We start from the raw sequence: 16470 nt of genomic DNA on the forward strand, positions 1-16470 counted from the left end.
TAGACCCACAGGCAGAAGACGGATTACTTATTAAGCTGGAACAGAGATAAACCCTGCATATTGGTAAATGTGGTATATGAAGCCTGTAGCGCAGCCTGCTGCATCACATATGACGAGATAGCCGCGGTCCAATCCACATCCTGCAAATCACTCAAACGCTGTTTATTAATCAAACTACGGTCACTGCCTAAACTATCCAGGTTGTCTAGCTCTTGCAGTTGGGTACCGATTTCGGCTTGAACCGACAACACATTATTCAATGAGTTGGACATCCCACGGATACCTTTATCCATATCGGCATTAGCTTGATCTTTAACCGCATCAGTCGCCCCTTGTAACGGGACTTTCAGTGAGTTCAGCACGGTATCGATGGTATTGAAAATATTGCTTTCTGACGCAACCGGATTACCACCGGCATCATCAGGTTCAGGTTTCGCATTACTGGTCAATGCCATAAAGACACTGGAACCGGTATGTCCAACCGTAATCGAACGGTTAGCATCGACTTTCTGCTCAATAGCGACATCGCCGCCCTGATAAGTCACATCACCGGTAGCACTAACCGCAAACGGCGCTTTGTCACTTTTGAAGCCAGCAAAGATGTAACGACCGTTGCCATCAGTGGTGTTAGCCTGATTGACCAGTTGGTCTTTCAAACCCTGTAACTGAGTGGCATAAGAGGCACGGTCATCATCACTCAATATATCGCTCTTAGCGCTAATGACTAAGGTCTGAATTGATTGAATGGTACTGGTCGCCTGCGCCAAAACCGTGGTTTCCAGCGAAGAACTTTGGCGAGCGAAACTGCGCGCTAAAGTATATTGGCTATTTTCCGATTGGGCTTGCGACACCATCACCGCTTGAGATGCGGCCATCGGGTCATCGGAAGGGTTAACCACCCGCTTGCCGCTGGAGAGTTGTTGGCCCGACTGCATCCACAGTGATTGGGCGTTAGTCACGCCCTGCATATTTTGCTGATACAGCATGCTGGTACTTAAGCGCATGATGCCAGTTCCTTTTAGTAATCGTTCAGCCCGCTAACCCCGTCTCAACAATCAATCTGTCTTAACAGGGATACTGACTAACCGCTAAATAAGATAAGTAGCGACAGGGACTCTCTGCCGCTGACAAAAAATTAACCGCGCAGACTCAGCAACGCATTAAACAGCGTCGAAGCCGTCTGAATGACCTGGGCATTCGCCAGATAATATTGCTGGAAACGCTGTAAATCGCCGTACTCTTCATCCAGGTTCACGCCGGAAATAGACTGCTGCTCGGCGGTCAACTGTTTGACGATATTGGCTTGCGCCGTGCTGTTGGTTTTCGCGGTGCTGGTTTGGTTACCGACGTTACTGACCAAACCGGCATAAGCACCAGACAGCGTGGCTTTGCCATCAACCAGTTTTTTGGTTTGCAGATCTAACAATGCCTGGGCGTTAACGTTGTCACTCGCGCCACCATCAGCGGTACCGGCAGCAGCAATCTTACTTGAGTCGGTGATATCGACCTGTAAATTAGCAGCCACGTTAGAGACGGTTTTGACGATGAATTTATCTCTGGCTTGCGCGCCGGCAGTGCCGTTATCAACACTGACGGCGACACCATCAAAGCTCAGCCCGGTGGTGTTACCACTGCCGTCTTTCACCGGGTTAGCCGGCACTTTGGTGTTATCAGACAGCCGTGTCACCTGCCAGTCAGTTCCATCAAACTCCACACTATAATCACTGGCTTTGACTTTTGAAGTATCAGTGTAGGACACCGTCAAGCTGGCATCGCCCTGATTTCTCGCATTTTTCAACACATTCGGTTGTGCAAAGCTGAAGAAATCAACGCCCGGATCACCGCTGGTATCAAACCCGGCTTTATGCTGAGTATTGAAGCTGTCTGCCATGACCAGGGCCAATTGCCCCAGTTGGTTACGTGCACTGTCGAGTGCCTCACTGCGGAATTTCAGCGTACCACCCAGGCTACCGGTGGTCAGGCGGCTTTCGTCCACTTCAAGCACATCGCCACTACCATATTTGTAGCCAATGGTTAATCGGGTAGCATCACTGCTGGAAGGTATGGCTTCGACTTTATAAGAATCCGGTCCTTGCACCAATGGCAGACCGCTGGCAAAAGAAACGTTGTAAGCATCACCGTCTTGCTGGGTCACGGTCACGCCAACAATCTGGTTCAATTCTGTGACCAATTGGTCGCGCTGATCGAGTAACGCATTTGGCTCGCTGCCACTGCTGCCGCGCAAACGGGTAATTTGATCGTTTAACTTAGCAATTTGGTCAGCATAGTTATTGATTTGCGTAACGCTTTCGGTGATCTTCTGGTTTACGCCGGTATCCATATCACGCAGATATTTATCCGCATTCTGGAACTGGTTAACCAACCCTTCAGCCTTACCCAATACCGTTTTACGGGCCGCATCATCACCGGAATTACTCACCAGATTTTGCAGGTTACTGAAAAAGTCCTGCATGGTGCTGGAGAGGTTATTGGACGAATTAGAGAGCAAATTATCAATTTGTGAAATTTGCTGATAATAGGTAGTTAAGCCACTGCTTTGCGTTTGTGAAGAACGTAATTGGTTGGTAATAAACGAGTTATATTCACGGTTAACACCGGTTACTGCAACGCCATTACCAATAAAGCCGGCGGGACTTAAGGTTCCACCGTTTTGTGCAAAAATAGTATTCTGACGGTTATAGCCCGCCACCTGAAAATTAGTGATGTTATTACTGACGGTGCTCAGGGCATATTGCGCTGCGCTCAGACCACTCATCGCAGTATTCATTAAACTATTGGACATGAAGAAATCCTTTTACCACAGACGACGAGCATCGCAGCGCCTGCATTAATTAATATTGGGATACTGCCTGAGGAGACCTTAGCCTCCGCACAGCCTGTGATTATTATCGGCTCGACTTTGGAAAACTTGAGTCAAAATATGGGTGTAAATCTCGATCCTCACCAATCCAATAGGCGTTATTGTCGCAGACAGTTTGGGTGTGGCCAGCGCACAGGCAACGGAGCGTACACCATGACTTTGTAAGTTATGGCTACGTGACGCCGCCGAGCACTGTCCAATCCCAAAATGACAAATAAAATAGCCTATTTAGAACAACTGACTTAGGTCGCTGCTGTATGCCTTTACTGCTTGTTCGCCGCTATTTTTCATTTGCTGGATCACGCTGACTAATTTTTGCGCATATTGCGGGTCGGTGGCATAACCGGCTTGTTGCAGCGCATGTGCCCCCTGCTCAGGGCTTTGTGCTGCGGCAACATTGGCGTAGCGCGGGTTTTGTGTCAGTAATTTGACATAATCACTGACGGCCTCGACATAGGAGCCATATACCCGGAAGCGAGCTTTGGTTTTCTTCGCCACACCTTGCTCATATTCGGTAGTCGTAATTTCACTGACTGGACCATCCCAGTTGCTACCCGCTTTGATGCCAAATACGTTGTAACTGGTTTTGCCGTCGGCCGTCGGAATTTCGCGCTGACCCCAGCCCGACTCCAGTGCCGCCTGAGCCACAATCAGCTGATGAGGAATGCCACTTTGCTGACTGGCAATTTGTGCCGGAATAGACATCCGCGCCACGAAATTACCGGTGCCTTGTGGCAATGACGCTGAGTTGTTGGCTGGCGGTGTCGGCATGGCACGACGTACCATTTGTGCCAATGCCTGCGCTGGCAATGTTTGCAGCACTTCATTATCCAGCAGCATCGGCACCGTTCCTGCCGTTTCACTTGGCGAGGTAGAGCCTGAAAGCTGCTCCACCATCATATCGGCCAGGCCCAACCCCTTGACCGACATTTGCTGCGCGACTTGTTGGTCATACATCGAGGTATAAAGCCGGGTCTGATCACTGTTCATCACGCCATCTTGCGGCAAGGCAGAACGCATACTTTTCAGCATCATCTGCACAAACATCCCCTCTACCTGCTGGGCAACCTGCCTCAAGTTACCTTGTGGATCTCTTGCCGCATCACGTTTTAAGGTATTCAGTGATTGGGCGTCATACGCCGCCCCAGACATCGCCATCAAATCACTCATCAGATAATTTCCAATTTAGCCCGCAAGCAGCCAGCACTTTGCATTGCCTGCAAGATAGACATCAAATCGATCGGGGTTGCCCCCAGCGAGTTCAGGGCGCGGACCACATTATTCAGATTCGGGCTGGCATTGACGCGTTGCAATACCCCACCTTGTTGCTGAACGGAAATCTGAGTATTCGGGGTAACTACGGTCTGCCCACCACCAAATGGGGTATCAGGCTGGCTGACGGTATTTTGCTTATCAATCACCACCGATAGATTCCCTTGCGCCACAGCACAAGAATCCAGCATTACATTGCGGTTCATCACCACCGAGCCGGTACGAGAGTTGATAATCACCTTGGCATCACCCGCATCGACATTCACTGGGATATTTTGAATATCGGCCAGGAAACGCACTTGCGAGCTGCTGCCGCGCGGGACCAAAACCTGAATGGTGCGAGCATCAATCGCTGTGGCAGAACCAAAACCGCGCTGGCGGTTAATGGCATCACTCACCTGTTGTGCCATGGTGAAATCCTCGGTATTCAATTGAAGATTAATCACACCATCGGTACCAAAGGTCGTCGGCAGCTCACGTTCGATAGTGGCACCATTGCTGATTCGCCCACCGGTCAGTTGGTTGACCTGTACACTACTGCCACCCGATGCCGCACCCGCACCGCCGACCAGCACGTTACCTTGTGCCAGGGCATAAACCTGATTATCCACCCCTTTCAATGGGGTCATCAGCAGGGTGCCGCCGCGAATACTTTTGGCATTACCCATTGAAGAAACCACAATATCAATGGTTTGCCCGGCACGGGAGAATGCCGGTAACTTGGCCGTGACCATCACTGCTGCTACGTTTTTGAGCTGCATATTGGTACCTGGCGGTACGGTAATCCCCAACTGCGACAGCATGTTACTCAGGCTTTGCGTGGTAAACGGCGTTTGCATGGTCTGGTCACCGGAACCATCCAGGCCGACCACCAGGCCATAACCGATTAACGCGTTATCACGTACTCCCTGAACGGTCACCAAATCGCGGATACGCTCTGCGGTGGCAGGTAATGACACCAGTGTGAGCAGCGCAATAAGCTGTATAACAAATAGAGTGACAAGTGACTGTTTACGCATCGACGGCCTCTTAGTACGGTGAGATATTAAGGAAGAACCGCTGCAACCAGCCCATGGTCTGCGCTTCATTGATATAACCATTACCCACATACTCGATGCGCGCATCTGCAACCTGCGTTGAGGTCACGGTGTTGCTGCCGCTGATGGTGCGTGGGTTTACTACCCCAGAGAAGCGGATAAATTCAGTCCCCTGGTTGATTGCAATCTGTTTCTCACCGACCACATGCAAGTTGCCGTTAGCGAGCACGCGATCGACGGTAACGGTGATCGTGCCACTGAAGGTGTTGTTGGCATTCGCCCCGCCCTTACCGCCAAAGGTATTGTCACCCGAGATATCCATATCAGCCCGCGCATTGCCCAATAATCCTTCCAGATAACGCGGCGCGGTGGCGACACCAAATTTGCTTGAACCATTACGGCTGGCGTTGGCAGAGGAGCTTTTGCTGGCACTGACATTTTCCTGCAAGGTAATGGTCAGCGTGTCACCGACATTACGTGGGCGACGGTCTTCGAACAAAGGCTGATAACCATAGTTCATCGGCTGAGCAGCCTGGAAAATAGAGCCATTCGGCAACGGCGCACTGGCCGGTGCCGGTTGTGCCGAGGTGGTACCCTCCACCAGTGGTTTATGCGGAATATACGCGCAGCCATTGAGCAGCATCGCCGTCAACGGCATACAGACCCATTTCAATCCACCTGATTTGCGCAGCGGCTTTCTGTCCATCTCTGATTATCAGTCCTGTAACCGGTAAGAGGCCACGCGGTCGGCCTCATCTACTCATTATTCTGTTGCAGTCAGGGGGCTAAATTACCCCCTGAAAGCGGATTTACAATTGGGTCAGTTTTTGCAACATCTGGTCTGAAGTTGAAACCGCTTTACTGTTGATTTCATAGGCTCGTTGCGTCTGGATCATATTGACCAACTCTTCCGCCACATTGACGTTAGAGGTCTCAACATAGCCCTGATACAGCAAGCCCCCGCCATTCAGACCTGGCGTGGTTTCGTTTGGTGCACCGGAACTGGCGGTCTCCTGATACAGGTTTTCGCCAATACTTTCCAAGCCACTGTTATTGATAAATGTGGTCAATGTCAGTTGCCCGACTTGCTGCGTGGCAGTTTGCCCCTGCAAGGTGACACTGACTATCCCGTCGCGCCCCACCGTCATGCTCAGGGCATTGGCCGGAATGGTAATCGCCGGTTGTACCTGAAAACCGCCGGATGTTACTAACTGGCCGTTTTGGTCCACCTGAAAAGACCCATCGCGAGTATAAGCGTTGGTACCATCAGGCATTTGCACCTGAAAGAACCCTTCACCTTTAATGGCGATATCTTTGGTATTGTCGGTCTTGGACAGGTTGCCTTGACTGTGTAAACGCTCTGTCGCTACCGGGCGAACACCGGTACCAATCTGTAAACCCGATGGCAAGGTTGTCTGCTCGGAGGATTGCGCACCCGGCTGGCGCATGGTCTGGTAGAGCAAATCTTCAAATACCGCCCGCTGGCGCTTAAAGCCATTGGTGCTGACGTTCGCCAGGTTGTTGGCGATGACATCCATATTGGTCTGCTGTGCATCCAAACCGGTTTTGGCAATCCATAATGATCGGATCATCAGTTTATTCCTCTGCGCCTGCGCGCTTAGCCCATTGCTAACAGCTGATTAGCGCGCTGTTCATTTTCATCCACACTGTGAATGACTTTCATCTGCATTTCGAAACTGCGGGCATTGGCAATCATGTCTGTCATGGCTTCAACCGCTTTCACGTTGCTGCCCTCCAGTACACCCGGCATAATTTTAATCAGCGGGTCATTGGCCAACTGAGCACCACGCGCCTGTTGCGTCGCGGGAGTCAGATGGAACAAACCGTCATCACCGTGCATCACTTCACCCGCATTGGCCCTAACCCGTTTGATTTGGCCGAGCTGAGCAATCGTATTCGGTGAGTCACCGGCGTTCAGCGCCGAAATGGTGCCATCAGCCGCAATAGTCACTGCGGCCTGCGGTGGCACTTCAATCGGGCCGTTATCGCCCATCAGCGGGTAGCCCTGCACGGTCATTTGACCGTTAGCCGCAACCTGAATATTCCCGTTGCGAGTATAAGCCTCGGTGCCATCAGGCAGTTGCACCGCCAGATAACCATCTTGCTGTAAGGCAACATCCAATGGGCGGCCGCTATAATTCATCGTCCCCTGACTGATATCCACACCGGGGGTCGATGCCGTCACCATGGTACGGGTTGCCATGCTCGGCCCGTCGATAGGTACGGCACGCATCGCTGACAACTGCGCGCGGAAACCCGGCGTCGAGGCGTTAGCCAGATTGTTAGCCGTAACCGCTTGCTGCTCCAGCGACTGCCTGGCAGCCCCCATCGCGGTATATATTGCGTGATCCATGAGCTTATCCCGTCAGTTCGATTAACGCAGGTTAACCAGAGTTTGTAAGATCTGATCCTGAGTTTTGATGGTCTGCGCATTGGACTGATAGTTACGTTGCGCCACAATCATATTCACCAGTTCTTTACTCAAATCCACGTTAGAAGACTCCAACGCGCCACTGGTCAAAGTGCCGAAACCGCCACCACCGGCAGTACCGAGGATCGGGTTACCGGAAGACTTGGTTTCTTTCCAAACGTTATCGCCTTCAGGAGACAAACCTTCAGGGTTAGAGAAGTTAACCAGCACAATTTGGCCAAGCAGTTGGGTCTGCTGGTTTGAATAAGTGCCGACAACCGAGCCATCGTTGTTGATCTGGAAGCCGGTGAACTCACCTGCGGCATAGCCGGTTTGGTTCTGAGTCACAATACCGTCAGTACCGGTATTTTGCTGTTTGCTACCCCCAACATTCAGCGCGAAGGTTTGCGCCGGGGCACCATTCACCACCGCCATAGGGACAGTCAGGTTGAAGTCAGTGGTACTGGCAGCACCCGCACCATTTTTCACGCTTTTCAGTGCGCCATTGGTATCAAATACCATCGTTCCGCGCAGAGAGGCAGCGGCAGGGTCAGCAGGGTCAAAAGGTTTAGTCGCATCGGCCAATGTCCCGCTGCTGTCTTTGGTATAGACATTCCAGCTATTACCATTGATGGCATCTTCAGCGGTTTTCACATAATACACATTGATAACGTGGCGGTTACCCAGGCTATCGTAGGTGGTCATGTTATTCACAAAGCTATAAGTATCTGGCTTTTGCGGATCAAAGGTTGCGCTAATAACATCATGGGTTGAGGTCAGGTTAGCGACCATATTGCCCGAGGTGGTGGCTTTCGCGGCAATCATATCCTGAGGAATCGACAGGGGTACCGGGTTTGCCCCTTGCTGTATGGTAGGAGGAGTCCCTGTTGCCGGATAACCGGTCAGACTCAGCCCTTGCATGTTAACGATGTTGCGGTTTTCATCAAGTTTGAACTGGCCGTTACGGGCAAAGTACACACCGCCGCTGCTATCTTGCATGCGGAAGAAACCACTCTGGCTGATGGCTAAATCCAAACGGCGGTTGGTGGTGGTTGGCGTACCGTCGTTAAAGTCTTGAGTAATCCCGGCAACTTTAACCCCCATACCGGTCTGGGAACCTGCGAACATATCGGCAAAAGAAACTGAGCCGGCTTTAAAACCTGATGTCGCCGAGTTGGCGATATTGTTACCGATCACATCCAGATTGCTGGATGCTGCGTTCAAACCGCTGACTGCTTGAGAAAAGCCCATTTTCTTCTCCGTTAGATTCGGGGTCCGTTATAGACCTTGAGCATTGATGACATATCAAACGCTATTTAAAAAATTAAGATGAGTTTTTTCAATTAGTTAACTCACCGTGGTGTTTGTTTGGTTACTGCTTAAGACTGATCTCTGACCTACAAAATCTGACGGACTTTATCCATGGTGATAGTCCCCGCCAGGCCCAGATCCAGCTTGGAACCGTCACTGCCACGGGTCACACCATTAACAACCGCGTAGCTCAGCGGAGTAGCAACCAGTGACTCGCTACCACTGCTGGCGGCGATCGTCACGGTGTAAGCACCATCTGGCGCATTACCGCCCGCGTCCAGTGAACCATCCCAGGTAAAGGAGTGGACACCTGCTGACAGGCCACCGATTTCAATGGTGCGTACTGCCAGACCATTGCTGTCGCTGATGGTTGCCGTCACTTTGTCTGCTGAACGTTCTAACTCAACACCAAATGGCGTGGTAGTGACGGTGCCATCTTTGCTGCCTGCCAACACCGTGGTGCCGGGGATCATCACGCCGTGGCCAATCAGGCTACTGGCTTGCAGCGACTGGCTGCTATCAATCTGCCCGGAGATGGAGCCCAGTGTAGTATTCAACTTTTCAATGCCACTTACGGTGTTGATTTGCGCCAATTGCGTTGTCAACTCGTTGTTTTGCATTGGGTTAGTCGGGTCCTGATTCTTTAACTGGGCAACCAGCAACGTTAGGAAACTGTTCTGCAAATCCTGACTGGTGCTACCGCTACCGGTGGTGGAATTGGTCCCGGTGGTGTTGGTAATACCGTAATCGCTCTCAGTCAGAGAATTGGTAATGGCCATATAGACAAGCTCCTGTTATTGACCCAGTGTTAGCGTCTTGAGCATCAGAGATTTAGTGGTATTAAGCACTTCAACGTTGGCTTGATAGCTACGCGAGGCCGAAATGGTGTTAATCATTTCCCCTGTTACATCAACGTTGGGCATGCGGACATAACCCTTGGCATCAGCCAGCGGATTACCCGGCTGATACACCAAACGATCCGGTGCGGGATCGTCAACGATTTGTGATACACGTACCCCGCCGGTTTCCTGCCCTGGTTGAGCCGCTACCTGAAACACCACTTGCTTGGCACGATAAGGCTGACCATCCGGGCCGGTAACGCTATCGGCGTTGGCCATGTTACTGGCGCTGACGTTCAACCGTTGCGATTGGGCTGATAATGCCGAACCGGCAATATCAAAAATATTCAGTAAAGACATACGTCTTATCCTTGTTGTAACACTGACATCATCCCTTTGATCTGGCCGCCAAGAACGGTCAAATCGGTCTGATATTTCAGGCTGTTATCGGCAAAATTAGTACGTTCACGATCCATATCAACCGTGTTACCGTCCATCGCCGGCTGGTCTGGAACCCGGAATAAAAGGTCAAGGTCAGGTGGCGCAACGGTGCTTGCCGGGATATGACGGGCTGACGTTAAACTGAGCGACACCCCTGTACCTGTGGCACGGCCTTGCTCCATCACTTTTTTCAGTTGGCTGGAGAAATCAATATCACGTGCCTGAAAGCCGGGTGTATCCGCATTTGCAATATTGGACGACAGGATCTCCTGTCGTTGAGCACGCAAGTTAAGCGCCTCTTGTTGAAAACGCAGAGCACCGTCCAGTTTGTCGAGCATAGTCCCCCCGCAAGGTTAGAATTTGGAGTCGACAGCATAAACGCCGTATAGGAAAGCCTATCGCCAGAATAAGAGCAAAATGCGTCGCTATTTGTCCCCTTAACCTCATCGCGCTACAGGTACACTAGTGTGCAAAAGGGGTGTGCCCTGGTATTACCTGGTTACACAGGCAGAAAGGAGATTGATGACAATGAATAAAAATGGCGTCATAAAGTTGGCTTGGGGGGTGCTGTTGCTGAGTCAGACCGTCACTCATTCAGCGATGGCGGCAGATTTATTAACGCAGGTAAATCAATTCTTCCAACAGCAATACCCGGATAAAGAGAGTCAGGTTAAGGTGGTTATCAAAACGCCACAGAACCAATGGCCGCAATGCGAAGTGCCAGAAATCACGCTGCCTGCCAATGCGCGCCCGTGGGGCAATATCAGTTTGTCCGTACGCTGTGAGGGGGTTCGCCGTTTTATTCAGACACAAGTGCAGGTCAGTGGGCAATATGCTGTGGCTGGCCGCCAACTGGCAGCGGGTGAGAAAATTGCCGTGTCTGATATACAGATGAAACAAGGCCGGTTGGATACCCTCCCCCCCGGCGCCTTGCTGGATTCGCATTTTGCTCAAGGTGCCGTCAGCTTGCGGCAAATCAGTGCCGGCCAGCCGCTGACGCGCAATATGCTGCGTCGATTGTGGGTCATTAAAGCAGGGCAAGAGGTGCAAGTTTTGGCACAGGGAGAAGGATTTAATGTTAACAGTAATGGTAAAGCGATGAACAACGCCGCCATACAGGATAACGTTCGGGTGCGCATGGCATCCGGCCAAATCGTCAGTGGCACCGTAGCCGAAGATGGCACAATTCGGATTATGTTATAGTGATTAAAGTTTTTTTAACCTTTGCCGATAACTCTGGTATGCAGTTATTTGCGGGTAGCACTGTGACAATCCCGCCTTTCTTTTTGTTAAAAGATAAAAGTCTCGCGGGTCGATAAACGTCAATCCCGCTATAGAGGGAGCAACACAACATGAGTATTGATCGCACTCAACCGTTATTACCGGTATCGCAAGTGCAGCCACGGGAAACCAGTGACATTGCGCAGCAGATGCGTAAGCCTTCTGCCCAGACAAAAGCACAGGTGAGTGGTACTGAGGTTAAATTAAGTGATGCGCAGGCAAAACTGATGCAACCGGGCAGCCAGGACATCAACGTAGAACGTGTAGAAACCTTAAAACAGGCTATCCGCTCAGGTCAACTGACGATGGACACCGGTAAAATTGCCGATGCTCTGTTAAAGAATGTCGCGGATTTTCTGAGAAATAGCTAAACATAACAAAAGTCATTAACCCTAGAATAATCGTTAACCGCAAAACAGTCGTTAACCGTAAAAGGATACGTGGTGGTGGAAAGACTACAGACCAATTTGGACCAGCAACTGGAACTTCTCGAGTCACTGACGACTGTGGTAGCACAAGAGCAGCAATTACTCTGCTCCGGTCGGATTCAAGGTGTCGTGCTGCAAGGTGTGACGGAACAAAAAAGTTCAATACTGGCCACCTTGGCTTATCTGGATCAAACCCGGCTCACCACCGAAATTGCGGCCAATATACAGGCGCCTTATAGCGAGATTCAAGAGTTGGCAATTCGTTGGCAACGTATCTTGCAGCTGGCTGAGAACCTTCAGTACAGTAATTTGCACAATGGATTATTGCTACAACAGCATATTGAGCATAATACTCAGGCGCTGGCAGTATTGAATACCCGCCACGGCCAGTCACTATACGGGCCAGATGGTCATTCTAAAGGTGCCAGTCTACTGGGCCGCAAGATCGGTATTTAAAACCTCATCCCTACGGATATAAACCGCCGCTCAGCCGAGGCTTATATCCGTAGCGTTCCTCCGCGTTGATTGGCTCGTGCCCTCAATGCTTTCTACCTACTTAAAAAATGAGTTTTCCTGTTTTTCTCCGATGTTTTAGTCTGCTGAAACTGAGCAAATGTGCTTAGTGTCAAGGAGGAAATATGAAAAAAAGGTATGTAAGTCTGCTACTGGGGTGTTTTTTTTGCGGTGCGGCAGCACTGTCAATGAGTCAGGCAGTGCAGGCCGTTGAGACCAACAATCAGCTCGAACATCCGGTCTATTTCTGTACGACTTGCTATTACCCCTTCGTCTGGTTTTAGCGATAATTGACCAACACCTGATTGCTGATCACTTGCAACGGCGGGTTAACCCGGCCTTTACCGGCAATAAAGTAAACAAACCTCAGTTGAGTTGCTGCCGCCTCTCCCGCCAGTCCCCGGCTCTGTCCGCTGCCACCCTCAAGTGGCATACAACGGGTCGGGGTGCATAATTTAACCTGTAAACCCTCTGGCGCTGTCGACATTAATTGGTAGCGCCAACCAACCGACACGATGCGCGCATTTTCCTGCGCCAGCGCTACCGGTGGTTGCAGTACCGCCGACGAGGTAGCTACCCCGCGCAAACCCTGCGTAACCCCAATATCGTCCGCCACCCAAGTGCCTGAAGCGACAGCCTTCAACGGCAATACACATACCGGAAGTAGTGTAGCCAACATTAGGGAGAGACGAGTTAGCATCAAGCAGCTCCTATCGTTGATGTCATCCGGATCTGGCGATTATCGCCAATTTCCAGATTAGACAGCACCACCATCTGCGGCAAACTGCGGCGCAAGAAACGGGCTAAAAGTGCCCGTAGTGCATGGTTAACCAGTAACACCGGCGGTGCACCCAACATCTCCTGACGTTGCAGCGCTTGTTTAGATTGATCCAACAAACGGTCAGCCAGACCTGGCTCCAGACCACCCCCACCTTGCAGCGCCTGTAGTAACAAACGCTCTAATGCCGCATCCAGCCCGATGACCTGAATTTCGCCGGTTCCCGGGAACCATTGTTGCGCAATGGAGCGCCCTAACGCCACTCGAACTACCGCCGTTAATTCGTAAGGGTCGGTCTGGTTTGGCGCATGTTCAGCCAGTGTCTCGATAATGGTGCGCATATCGCGAATGGATACCCGCTCCATTAGCAGATTTTGCAGTACTTTATGCAGCGTGGTTAAGGTGACGACGCCGGGAATGAAGTCTTCCGTCAGCTTCGGCATCTCTTGCGCAACTCTGTCCAGCAATTGCTGGGTTTCCTGGCGGCCAAACAGTTCGCTGGCAAATTGGCTAATCAGATGGTTTAGATGGGTCGCCACAACGGTACTGGCCTCAACCACGGTAAAACCTTGAATCTGCGCCTGCTCACGTAATGCACTTTCAATCCAAACCGCCGCCAATCCGAAGGCGGGATCATGGGTGGCCTCACCGGGTAACGAACCGACTGCATTGCCGGGGTTAATGGCTAACCAACGGCCGGGATGAGCTTCGCCACTGCCAATCTCGACCCCTTTCATTAATATCCGATAGTTTGCTGGTGGCAGTTCCAGATTATCTCTGATATGCACCACCGGTGGCAGGTATCCCATCTCTTGAGCAAACTTTTTACGAATACTGCGAATCCGCCCCAACAGCTCACCATTTTGCTGGAAATCCACCATCGGAATCAGGCGATACCCCACCTCCATACCCAGCGGATCTTCCAGTTGAACATCTGACCAGGTCGCTTCAGTAGCTTGTTGCTGGTCTTGCACCACCGGTGATTCTGCCACCATGGGTTGCTGCATTTGTTTGCCACGTAAACGCCAGGCTAATGCCAACAGTGCGCTGGTGAATAGCAGGAAGACAAAGTTAGGCATGCCAGGCACCATCCCCAGTAACCCGAGGACACTGGCACTCAGCACCATCACGCGTGGGTTATTAAATAGCTGGGTGACCATTTGCTGGCCAACATCCTGGTCGGTACTGACGCGGGTCACGATAACACCCGCCGCCGTCGAGATAACCAATGCCGGGATTTGTGCTACCAGGCCGTCACCAATCGTCAACAAGGTATAGGTTTCTGCTGCATGGCCCACCGCCATGTCGTGCTGAAGCACCCCTACCAGTAAGCCACCGACCACGTTAATCACCATGATCAGTAACCCGGCAACCGCATCGCCACGAACAAACTTACTGGCCCCGTCCATTGAGCCGTAGAAGTCAGCTTCTTGCGTAACATCGGAACGGCGTTTTTTGGCTTCGTCTTCACCAATCAAGCCAGCATTTAAGTCGGCATCGATCGCCATCTGCTTACCGGGCATACCATCCAGAACAAAGCGCGCCCCCACTTCTGCAATACGCCCCGCCCCTTTGGTGATAACCATAAAGTTGATTATGACCAAAATAATAAAGACCACGATGCCGATGGCAAAGTTGCCACCAACCAGAAAGTGACCAAACGCTTCCACCACTCGGCCCGCAGCCGCCGCACCGGTATGCCCATCCATCAGAATGATACGGGTGGAGGCGACGTTTAGCGATAAACGCAACAGCGTTGAGAACAGCAGAATGGTTGGGAAGGCGGCAAAATCCAGCGTGCGTTGGGTAAACATGGCAACCAACAGCACCATAATGGACAGCGCGATATTAAAGGTAAACAGCAAATCAAGGATGAAGGGCGGCAGCGGCAGCACCATCATCGACAAGATCATCAGGATAAGAATTGGCCCGGCAAGGATTTGCCACTGCGTATCTTTAAAATTGCCCGGTAAACGTAGCAGGGCGGCCAAGTTAGCCATTAGTCAGTCTCACTCTCTGTTGCAAAATCCAGTGCTTCCGGCACTGGCAGATGTTCAGGTTTTTTCGGGATTAGCCCGCCTTCCCGTTTCCAACGCTTCAACTGGTATACCCAGGCAAGAACTTCTGCCACCGCGGCATAAAGGGTGGCTGGAATATGTTGACCTACCTCGCTGTGCCGAAACAGTGCCCTGGCCAGCGGTGGCGCTTCTAATAACGGAATACGATGCTCTGCACCTAACTCGCGGATACGCAGTGCCACTGCGCCAGCACCTTTCGCCAGCACCTTGGGTGCACTCATTTTTGCTTCGTTGTATTGCAAGGCAACAGCATAGTGGGTTGGGTTGGTCACTATTACATCAGCTTTAGGGACATCAGCCATCATTCGGCGGCGAGCCATAGCCCGTTGCTGCTGACGAATGCGCCCTTTCACATGTGGGTCACCTTCTTGATCCTTGAATTCATCACGTATCTCTTGTTTGGTCATACGTAATTTTTTAATGTGGCTGGTTATTTGGAAGAACACGTCGAATCCAACCATCGGGGTCAGGCCTAATACCACCACCAGTCCGCAGAAAATAATCAAGTGGACAGCATCACTTAAAGCCGCCACTGGCGGGGCTGCCATCAACCGCATCATATCTGGCCAGTTGTGCCAGAGGAATATTCCCGTGACCCAACCGACCAGCGTGGCCTTGAGGATGGCTTTCAGCAATTCGGCCAGAGCCTGAGAAGAAAACATACGCTTTAAGCCCGCAATCAGACTCATCCGCTGAAAATCGAACTTGATGGATTCTCCGCTGAACAGCACCCCACCTAACAGCATCGGTACTGCTAGCGCCACGATCACCAATCCGGCAAAGATTGGCAGTAATGCCATCATCGTTTGACTCAGCAGCATCCCTATTTGGCGCAACATCTGCTTATCATCGCTGATAATGCCATGGTCAAAATGCAGCCCTTGGGCAATCATCGCCGCCAGTTGGCGAGCCATCGATTCCCCAGATACCCACAGGATCGCCAAACCGGCCCCGAGCATCAGCATCGAGGTCAGTTCGCGCGAACGCGGTATTTGGCCTTTTTCGCGAGCCTTCTCCAGCTTGTGGGCTGTGGGTTCCTCGCTCTTTTCCGCGTCGCTATCTTCAGCCACAGCAGGTTTTCCTGTTCAGCGTAAGCGTTCCAATATCAGATAATTAGGAAATAAAAAATTGCTGTCTAGCATGACAAATATTCAGCAAGGTTATGGATGGAACAAAGCAG

At 51.3% G+C, this 16470-nt stretch carries 18 protein-coding genes; 4 read left to right on the top strand and 14 right to left on the bottom strand.

From position 1 onward, the window contains the following. Nucleotides 1-23: 23 nt before the first annotated feature. From flgL to flgB, 11 genes are all read right to left on the bottom strand, one after another. Nucleotides 24-1004 (bottom strand): flagellar hook-associated protein FlgL, encoded by a 981-nt coding sequence (gene flgL / locus V1956_RS15760; RefSeq protein WP_372558674.1) that lies wholly within the window; start codon nucleotides 1002-1004, stop codon nucleotides 24-26. Between the two features lie 131 nt (nucleotides 1005-1135). Further along, the gene (gene flgK / locus V1956_RS15765) at nucleotides 1136-2803 is read right to left on the bottom strand and encodes a flagellar hook-associated protein FlgK (protein ID WP_372558673.1); all 1668 of its coding nucleotides are present in this window, start codon (nucleotides 2801-2803) and stop codon (nucleotides 1136-1138) included. A 306-nt stretch (nucleotides 2804-3109) separates the two neighbouring features. Beyond that, a complete protein-coding gene (gene flgJ / locus V1956_RS15770) occupies nucleotides 3110-4051 on the bottom strand; it encodes a flagellar assembly peptidoglycan hydrolase FlgJ (RefSeq protein WP_102970432.1) in 942 nt (313 codons plus the stop codon). Further along, nucleotides 4051-5172 (bottom strand): flagellar basal body P-ring protein FlgI, encoded by a 1122-nt coding sequence (locus V1956_RS15775; protein WP_372558672.1) that lies wholly within the window; start codon nucleotides 5170-5172, stop codon nucleotides 4051-4053. Before V1956_RS15775 ends, flgJ begins: the two co-directional genes overlap by 1 nt. Before the next feature lie 10 nt (nucleotides 5173-5182). After that, a complete protein-coding gene (gene flgH, locus V1956_RS15780) occupies nucleotides 5183-5896 on the bottom strand; it encodes a flagellar basal body L-ring protein FlgH (RefSeq protein WP_372558671.1) in 714 nt (237 codons plus the stop codon). 103 nt (nucleotides 5897-5999) lie between these two features. Continuing rightward, a complete protein-coding gene (gene flgG / locus V1956_RS15785; RefSeq protein ID WP_005189344.1) occupies nucleotides 6000-6782 on the bottom strand; it encodes a flagellar basal-body rod protein FlgG in 783 nt (260 codons plus the stop codon). 26 nt (nucleotides 6783-6808) lie between these two features. After that, the gene (locus V1956_RS15790; RefSeq protein WP_005189342.1) at nucleotides 6809-7564 is read right to left on the bottom strand and encodes a flagellar basal body rod protein FlgF; all 756 of its coding nucleotides are present in this window, start codon (nucleotides 7562-7564) and stop codon (nucleotides 6809-6811) included. A gap of 21 nt (nucleotides 7565-7585) precedes the next feature. After that, nucleotides 7586-8872 carry a flagellar hook protein FlgE gene (gene flgE / locus V1956_RS15795; protein ID WP_420074266.1) on the bottom strand — a complete coding sequence of 429 codons (1287 nt, stop codon included), beginning with the start codon at nucleotides 8870-8872 and terminating at the stop codon, nucleotides 7586-7588. 146 nt (nucleotides 8873-9018) lie between these two features. After that, nucleotides 9019-9711 carry a flagellar hook assembly protein FlgD gene (gene flgD / locus V1956_RS15800; protein WP_420074267.1) on the bottom strand — a complete coding sequence of 231 codons (693 nt, stop codon included), beginning with the start codon at nucleotides 9709-9711 and terminating at the stop codon, nucleotides 9019-9021. 15 nt (nucleotides 9712-9726) lie between these two features. Continuing rightward, nucleotides 9727-10131, bottom strand: a complete 405-nt coding sequence (flgC, locus tag V1956_RS15805) for a flagellar basal body rod protein FlgC (protein WP_005189321.1) — start codon at nucleotides 10129-10131, stop codon at nucleotides 9727-9729. Nucleotides 10132-10136: 5 nt separating this feature from the next. Beyond that, entirely contained in the window at nucleotides 10137-10550 is a 414-nt protein-coding gene (flgB, locus tag V1956_RS15810) for a flagellar basal body rod protein FlgB (RefSeq protein ID WP_083159160.1), read from the bottom strand. 184 nt (nucleotides 10551-10734) lie between these two features. Here flgB and flgA point away from each other — a divergent pair, with 184 nt between their 5' ends. From flgA to V1956_RS15830, 4 genes are all read left to right on the top strand, one after another. Beyond that, nucleotides 10735-11415 (top strand): flagellar basal body P-ring formation chaperone FlgA, encoded by a 681-nt coding sequence (gene flgA / locus V1956_RS15815; protein ID WP_420074268.1) that lies wholly within the window; start codon nucleotides 10735-10737, stop codon nucleotides 11413-11415. Between the two features lie 149 nt (nucleotides 11416-11564). Then, a complete protein-coding gene (gene flgM, locus V1956_RS15820; protein ID WP_372558669.1) occupies nucleotides 11565-11864 on the top strand; it encodes a flagellar biosynthesis anti-sigma factor FlgM in 300 nt (99 codons plus the stop codon). 72 nt (nucleotides 11865-11936) lie between these two features. After that, the gene (locus V1956_RS15825; RefSeq protein WP_083159163.1) at nucleotides 11937-12377 is read left to right on the top strand and encodes a flagella synthesis protein FlgN; all 441 of its coding nucleotides are present in this window, start codon (nucleotides 11937-11939) and stop codon (nucleotides 12375-12377) included. A gap of 182 nt (nucleotides 12378-12559) precedes the next feature. After that, a complete protein-coding gene (locus V1956_RS15830) occupies nucleotides 12560-12718 on the top strand; it encodes a hypothetical protein (protein WP_420070830.1) in 159 nt (52 codons plus the stop codon). On the opposite strand, the gene V1956_RS15835 is transcribed toward V1956_RS15830, so the two are convergent. The 3 genes from V1956_RS15835 to flhB are packed head-to-tail and all read right to left on the bottom strand — an operon-like array spanning nucleotide 12715 to nucleotide 16360. Then, nucleotides 12715-13134: a flagellar protein FlhE gene (locus V1956_RS15835; RefSeq protein ID WP_420070831.1), complete on the bottom strand. Its 420-nt coding sequence runs from the start codon at nucleotides 13132-13134 to the stop codon at nucleotides 12715-12717. The genes V1956_RS15830 and V1956_RS15835 overlap by 4 nt on opposite strands. After that, nucleotides 13134-15212: a flagellar biosynthesis protein FlhA gene (gene flhA / locus V1956_RS15840; RefSeq protein WP_372558667.1), complete on the bottom strand. Its 2079-nt coding sequence runs from the start codon at nucleotides 15210-15212 to the stop codon at nucleotides 13134-13136. Before flhA ends, V1956_RS15835 begins: the two co-directional genes overlap by 1 nt. Beyond that, nucleotides 15212-16360: a flagellar biosynthesis protein FlhB gene (gene flhB / locus V1956_RS15845; protein WP_372558666.1), complete on the bottom strand. Its 1149-nt coding sequence runs from the start codon at nucleotides 16358-16360 to the stop codon at nucleotides 15212-15214. Before flhB ends, flhA begins: the two co-directional genes overlap by 1 nt. Between the last annotated feature and the right edge of the window lie 110 nt (nucleotides 16361-16470).

It is taken from the genome of Yersinia sp. 2540 StPb PI (genome assembly GCF_052217165.1).
GTDB classification, from domain to species: domain Bacteria; phylum Pseudomonadota; class Gammaproteobacteria; order Enterobacterales; family Enterobacteriaceae; genus Yersinia; species Yersinia enterocolitica_E.

Bases quoted from the DNA above. Each gene is read 5' to 3' on its own strand.
- flgL (WP_372558674.1), bottom strand. From the start codon at position 1,004: ATGCGCTTAAGTACCAGCATGCTGTATCAGCAAAATATGCAGGGCGTG.
- flgH (WP_372558671.1), bottom strand. From the start codon at position 5,896: ATGGACAGAAAGCCGCTGCGCAAATCAGGTGGATTGAAATGGGTCTGT.
- V1956_RS15830 (WP_420070830.1), top strand. From the start codon at position 12,560: ATGAAAAAAAGGTATGTAAGTCTGCTACTGGGGTGTTTTTTTTGCGGT.
- flgG (WP_005189344.1), bottom strand. From the start codon at position 6,782: ATGATCCGATCATTATGGATTGCCAAAACCGGTTTGGATGCACAGCAG.
- flgE (WP_420074266.1), bottom strand. From the start codon at position 8,872: ATGGGCTTTTCTCAAGCAGTCAGCGGTTTGAACGCAGCATCCAGCAAT.
- flhA (WP_372558667.1), bottom strand. From the start codon at position 15,212: ATGGCTAACTTGGCCGCCCTGCTACGTTTACCGGGCAATTTTAAAGAT.
- flgD (WP_420074267.1), bottom strand. From the start codon at position 9,711: ATGGCCATTACCAATTCTCTGACTGAGAGCGATTACGGTATTACCAAC.
- flgM (WP_372558669.1), top strand. From the start codon at position 11,565: ATGAGTATTGATCGCACTCAACCGTTATTACCGGTATCGCAAGTGCAG.
- flgC (WP_005189321.1), bottom strand. From the start codon at position 10,131: ATGTCTTTACTGAATATTTTTGATATTGCCGGTTCGGCATTATCAGCC.
- V1956_RS15790 (WP_005189342.1), bottom strand. From the start codon at position 7,564: ATGGATCACGCAATATATACCGCGATGGGGGCTGCCAGGCAGTCGCTG.
- flgJ (WP_102970432.1), bottom strand. From the start codon at position 4,051: ATGAGTGATTTGATGGCGATGTCTGGGGCGGCGTATGACGCCCAATCA.
- flgK (WP_372558673.1), bottom strand. From the start codon at position 2,803: ATGTCCAATAGTTTAATGAATACTGCGATGAGTGGTCTGAGCGCAGCG.
- V1956_RS15835 (WP_420070831.1), bottom strand. From the start codon at position 13,134: ATGCTAACTCGTCTCTCCCTAATGTTGGCTACACTACTTCCGGTATGT.
- flgB (WP_083159160.1), bottom strand. From the start codon at position 10,550: ATGCTCGACAAACTGGACGGTGCTCTGCGTTTTCAACAAGAGGCGCTT.
- flgA (WP_420074268.1), top strand. From the start codon at position 10,735: ATGACAATGAATAAAAATGGCGTCATAAAGTTGGCTTGGGGGGTGCTG.
- V1956_RS15775 (WP_372558672.1), bottom strand. From the start codon at position 5,172: ATGCGTAAACAGTCACTTGTCACTCTATTTGTTATACAGCTTATTGCG.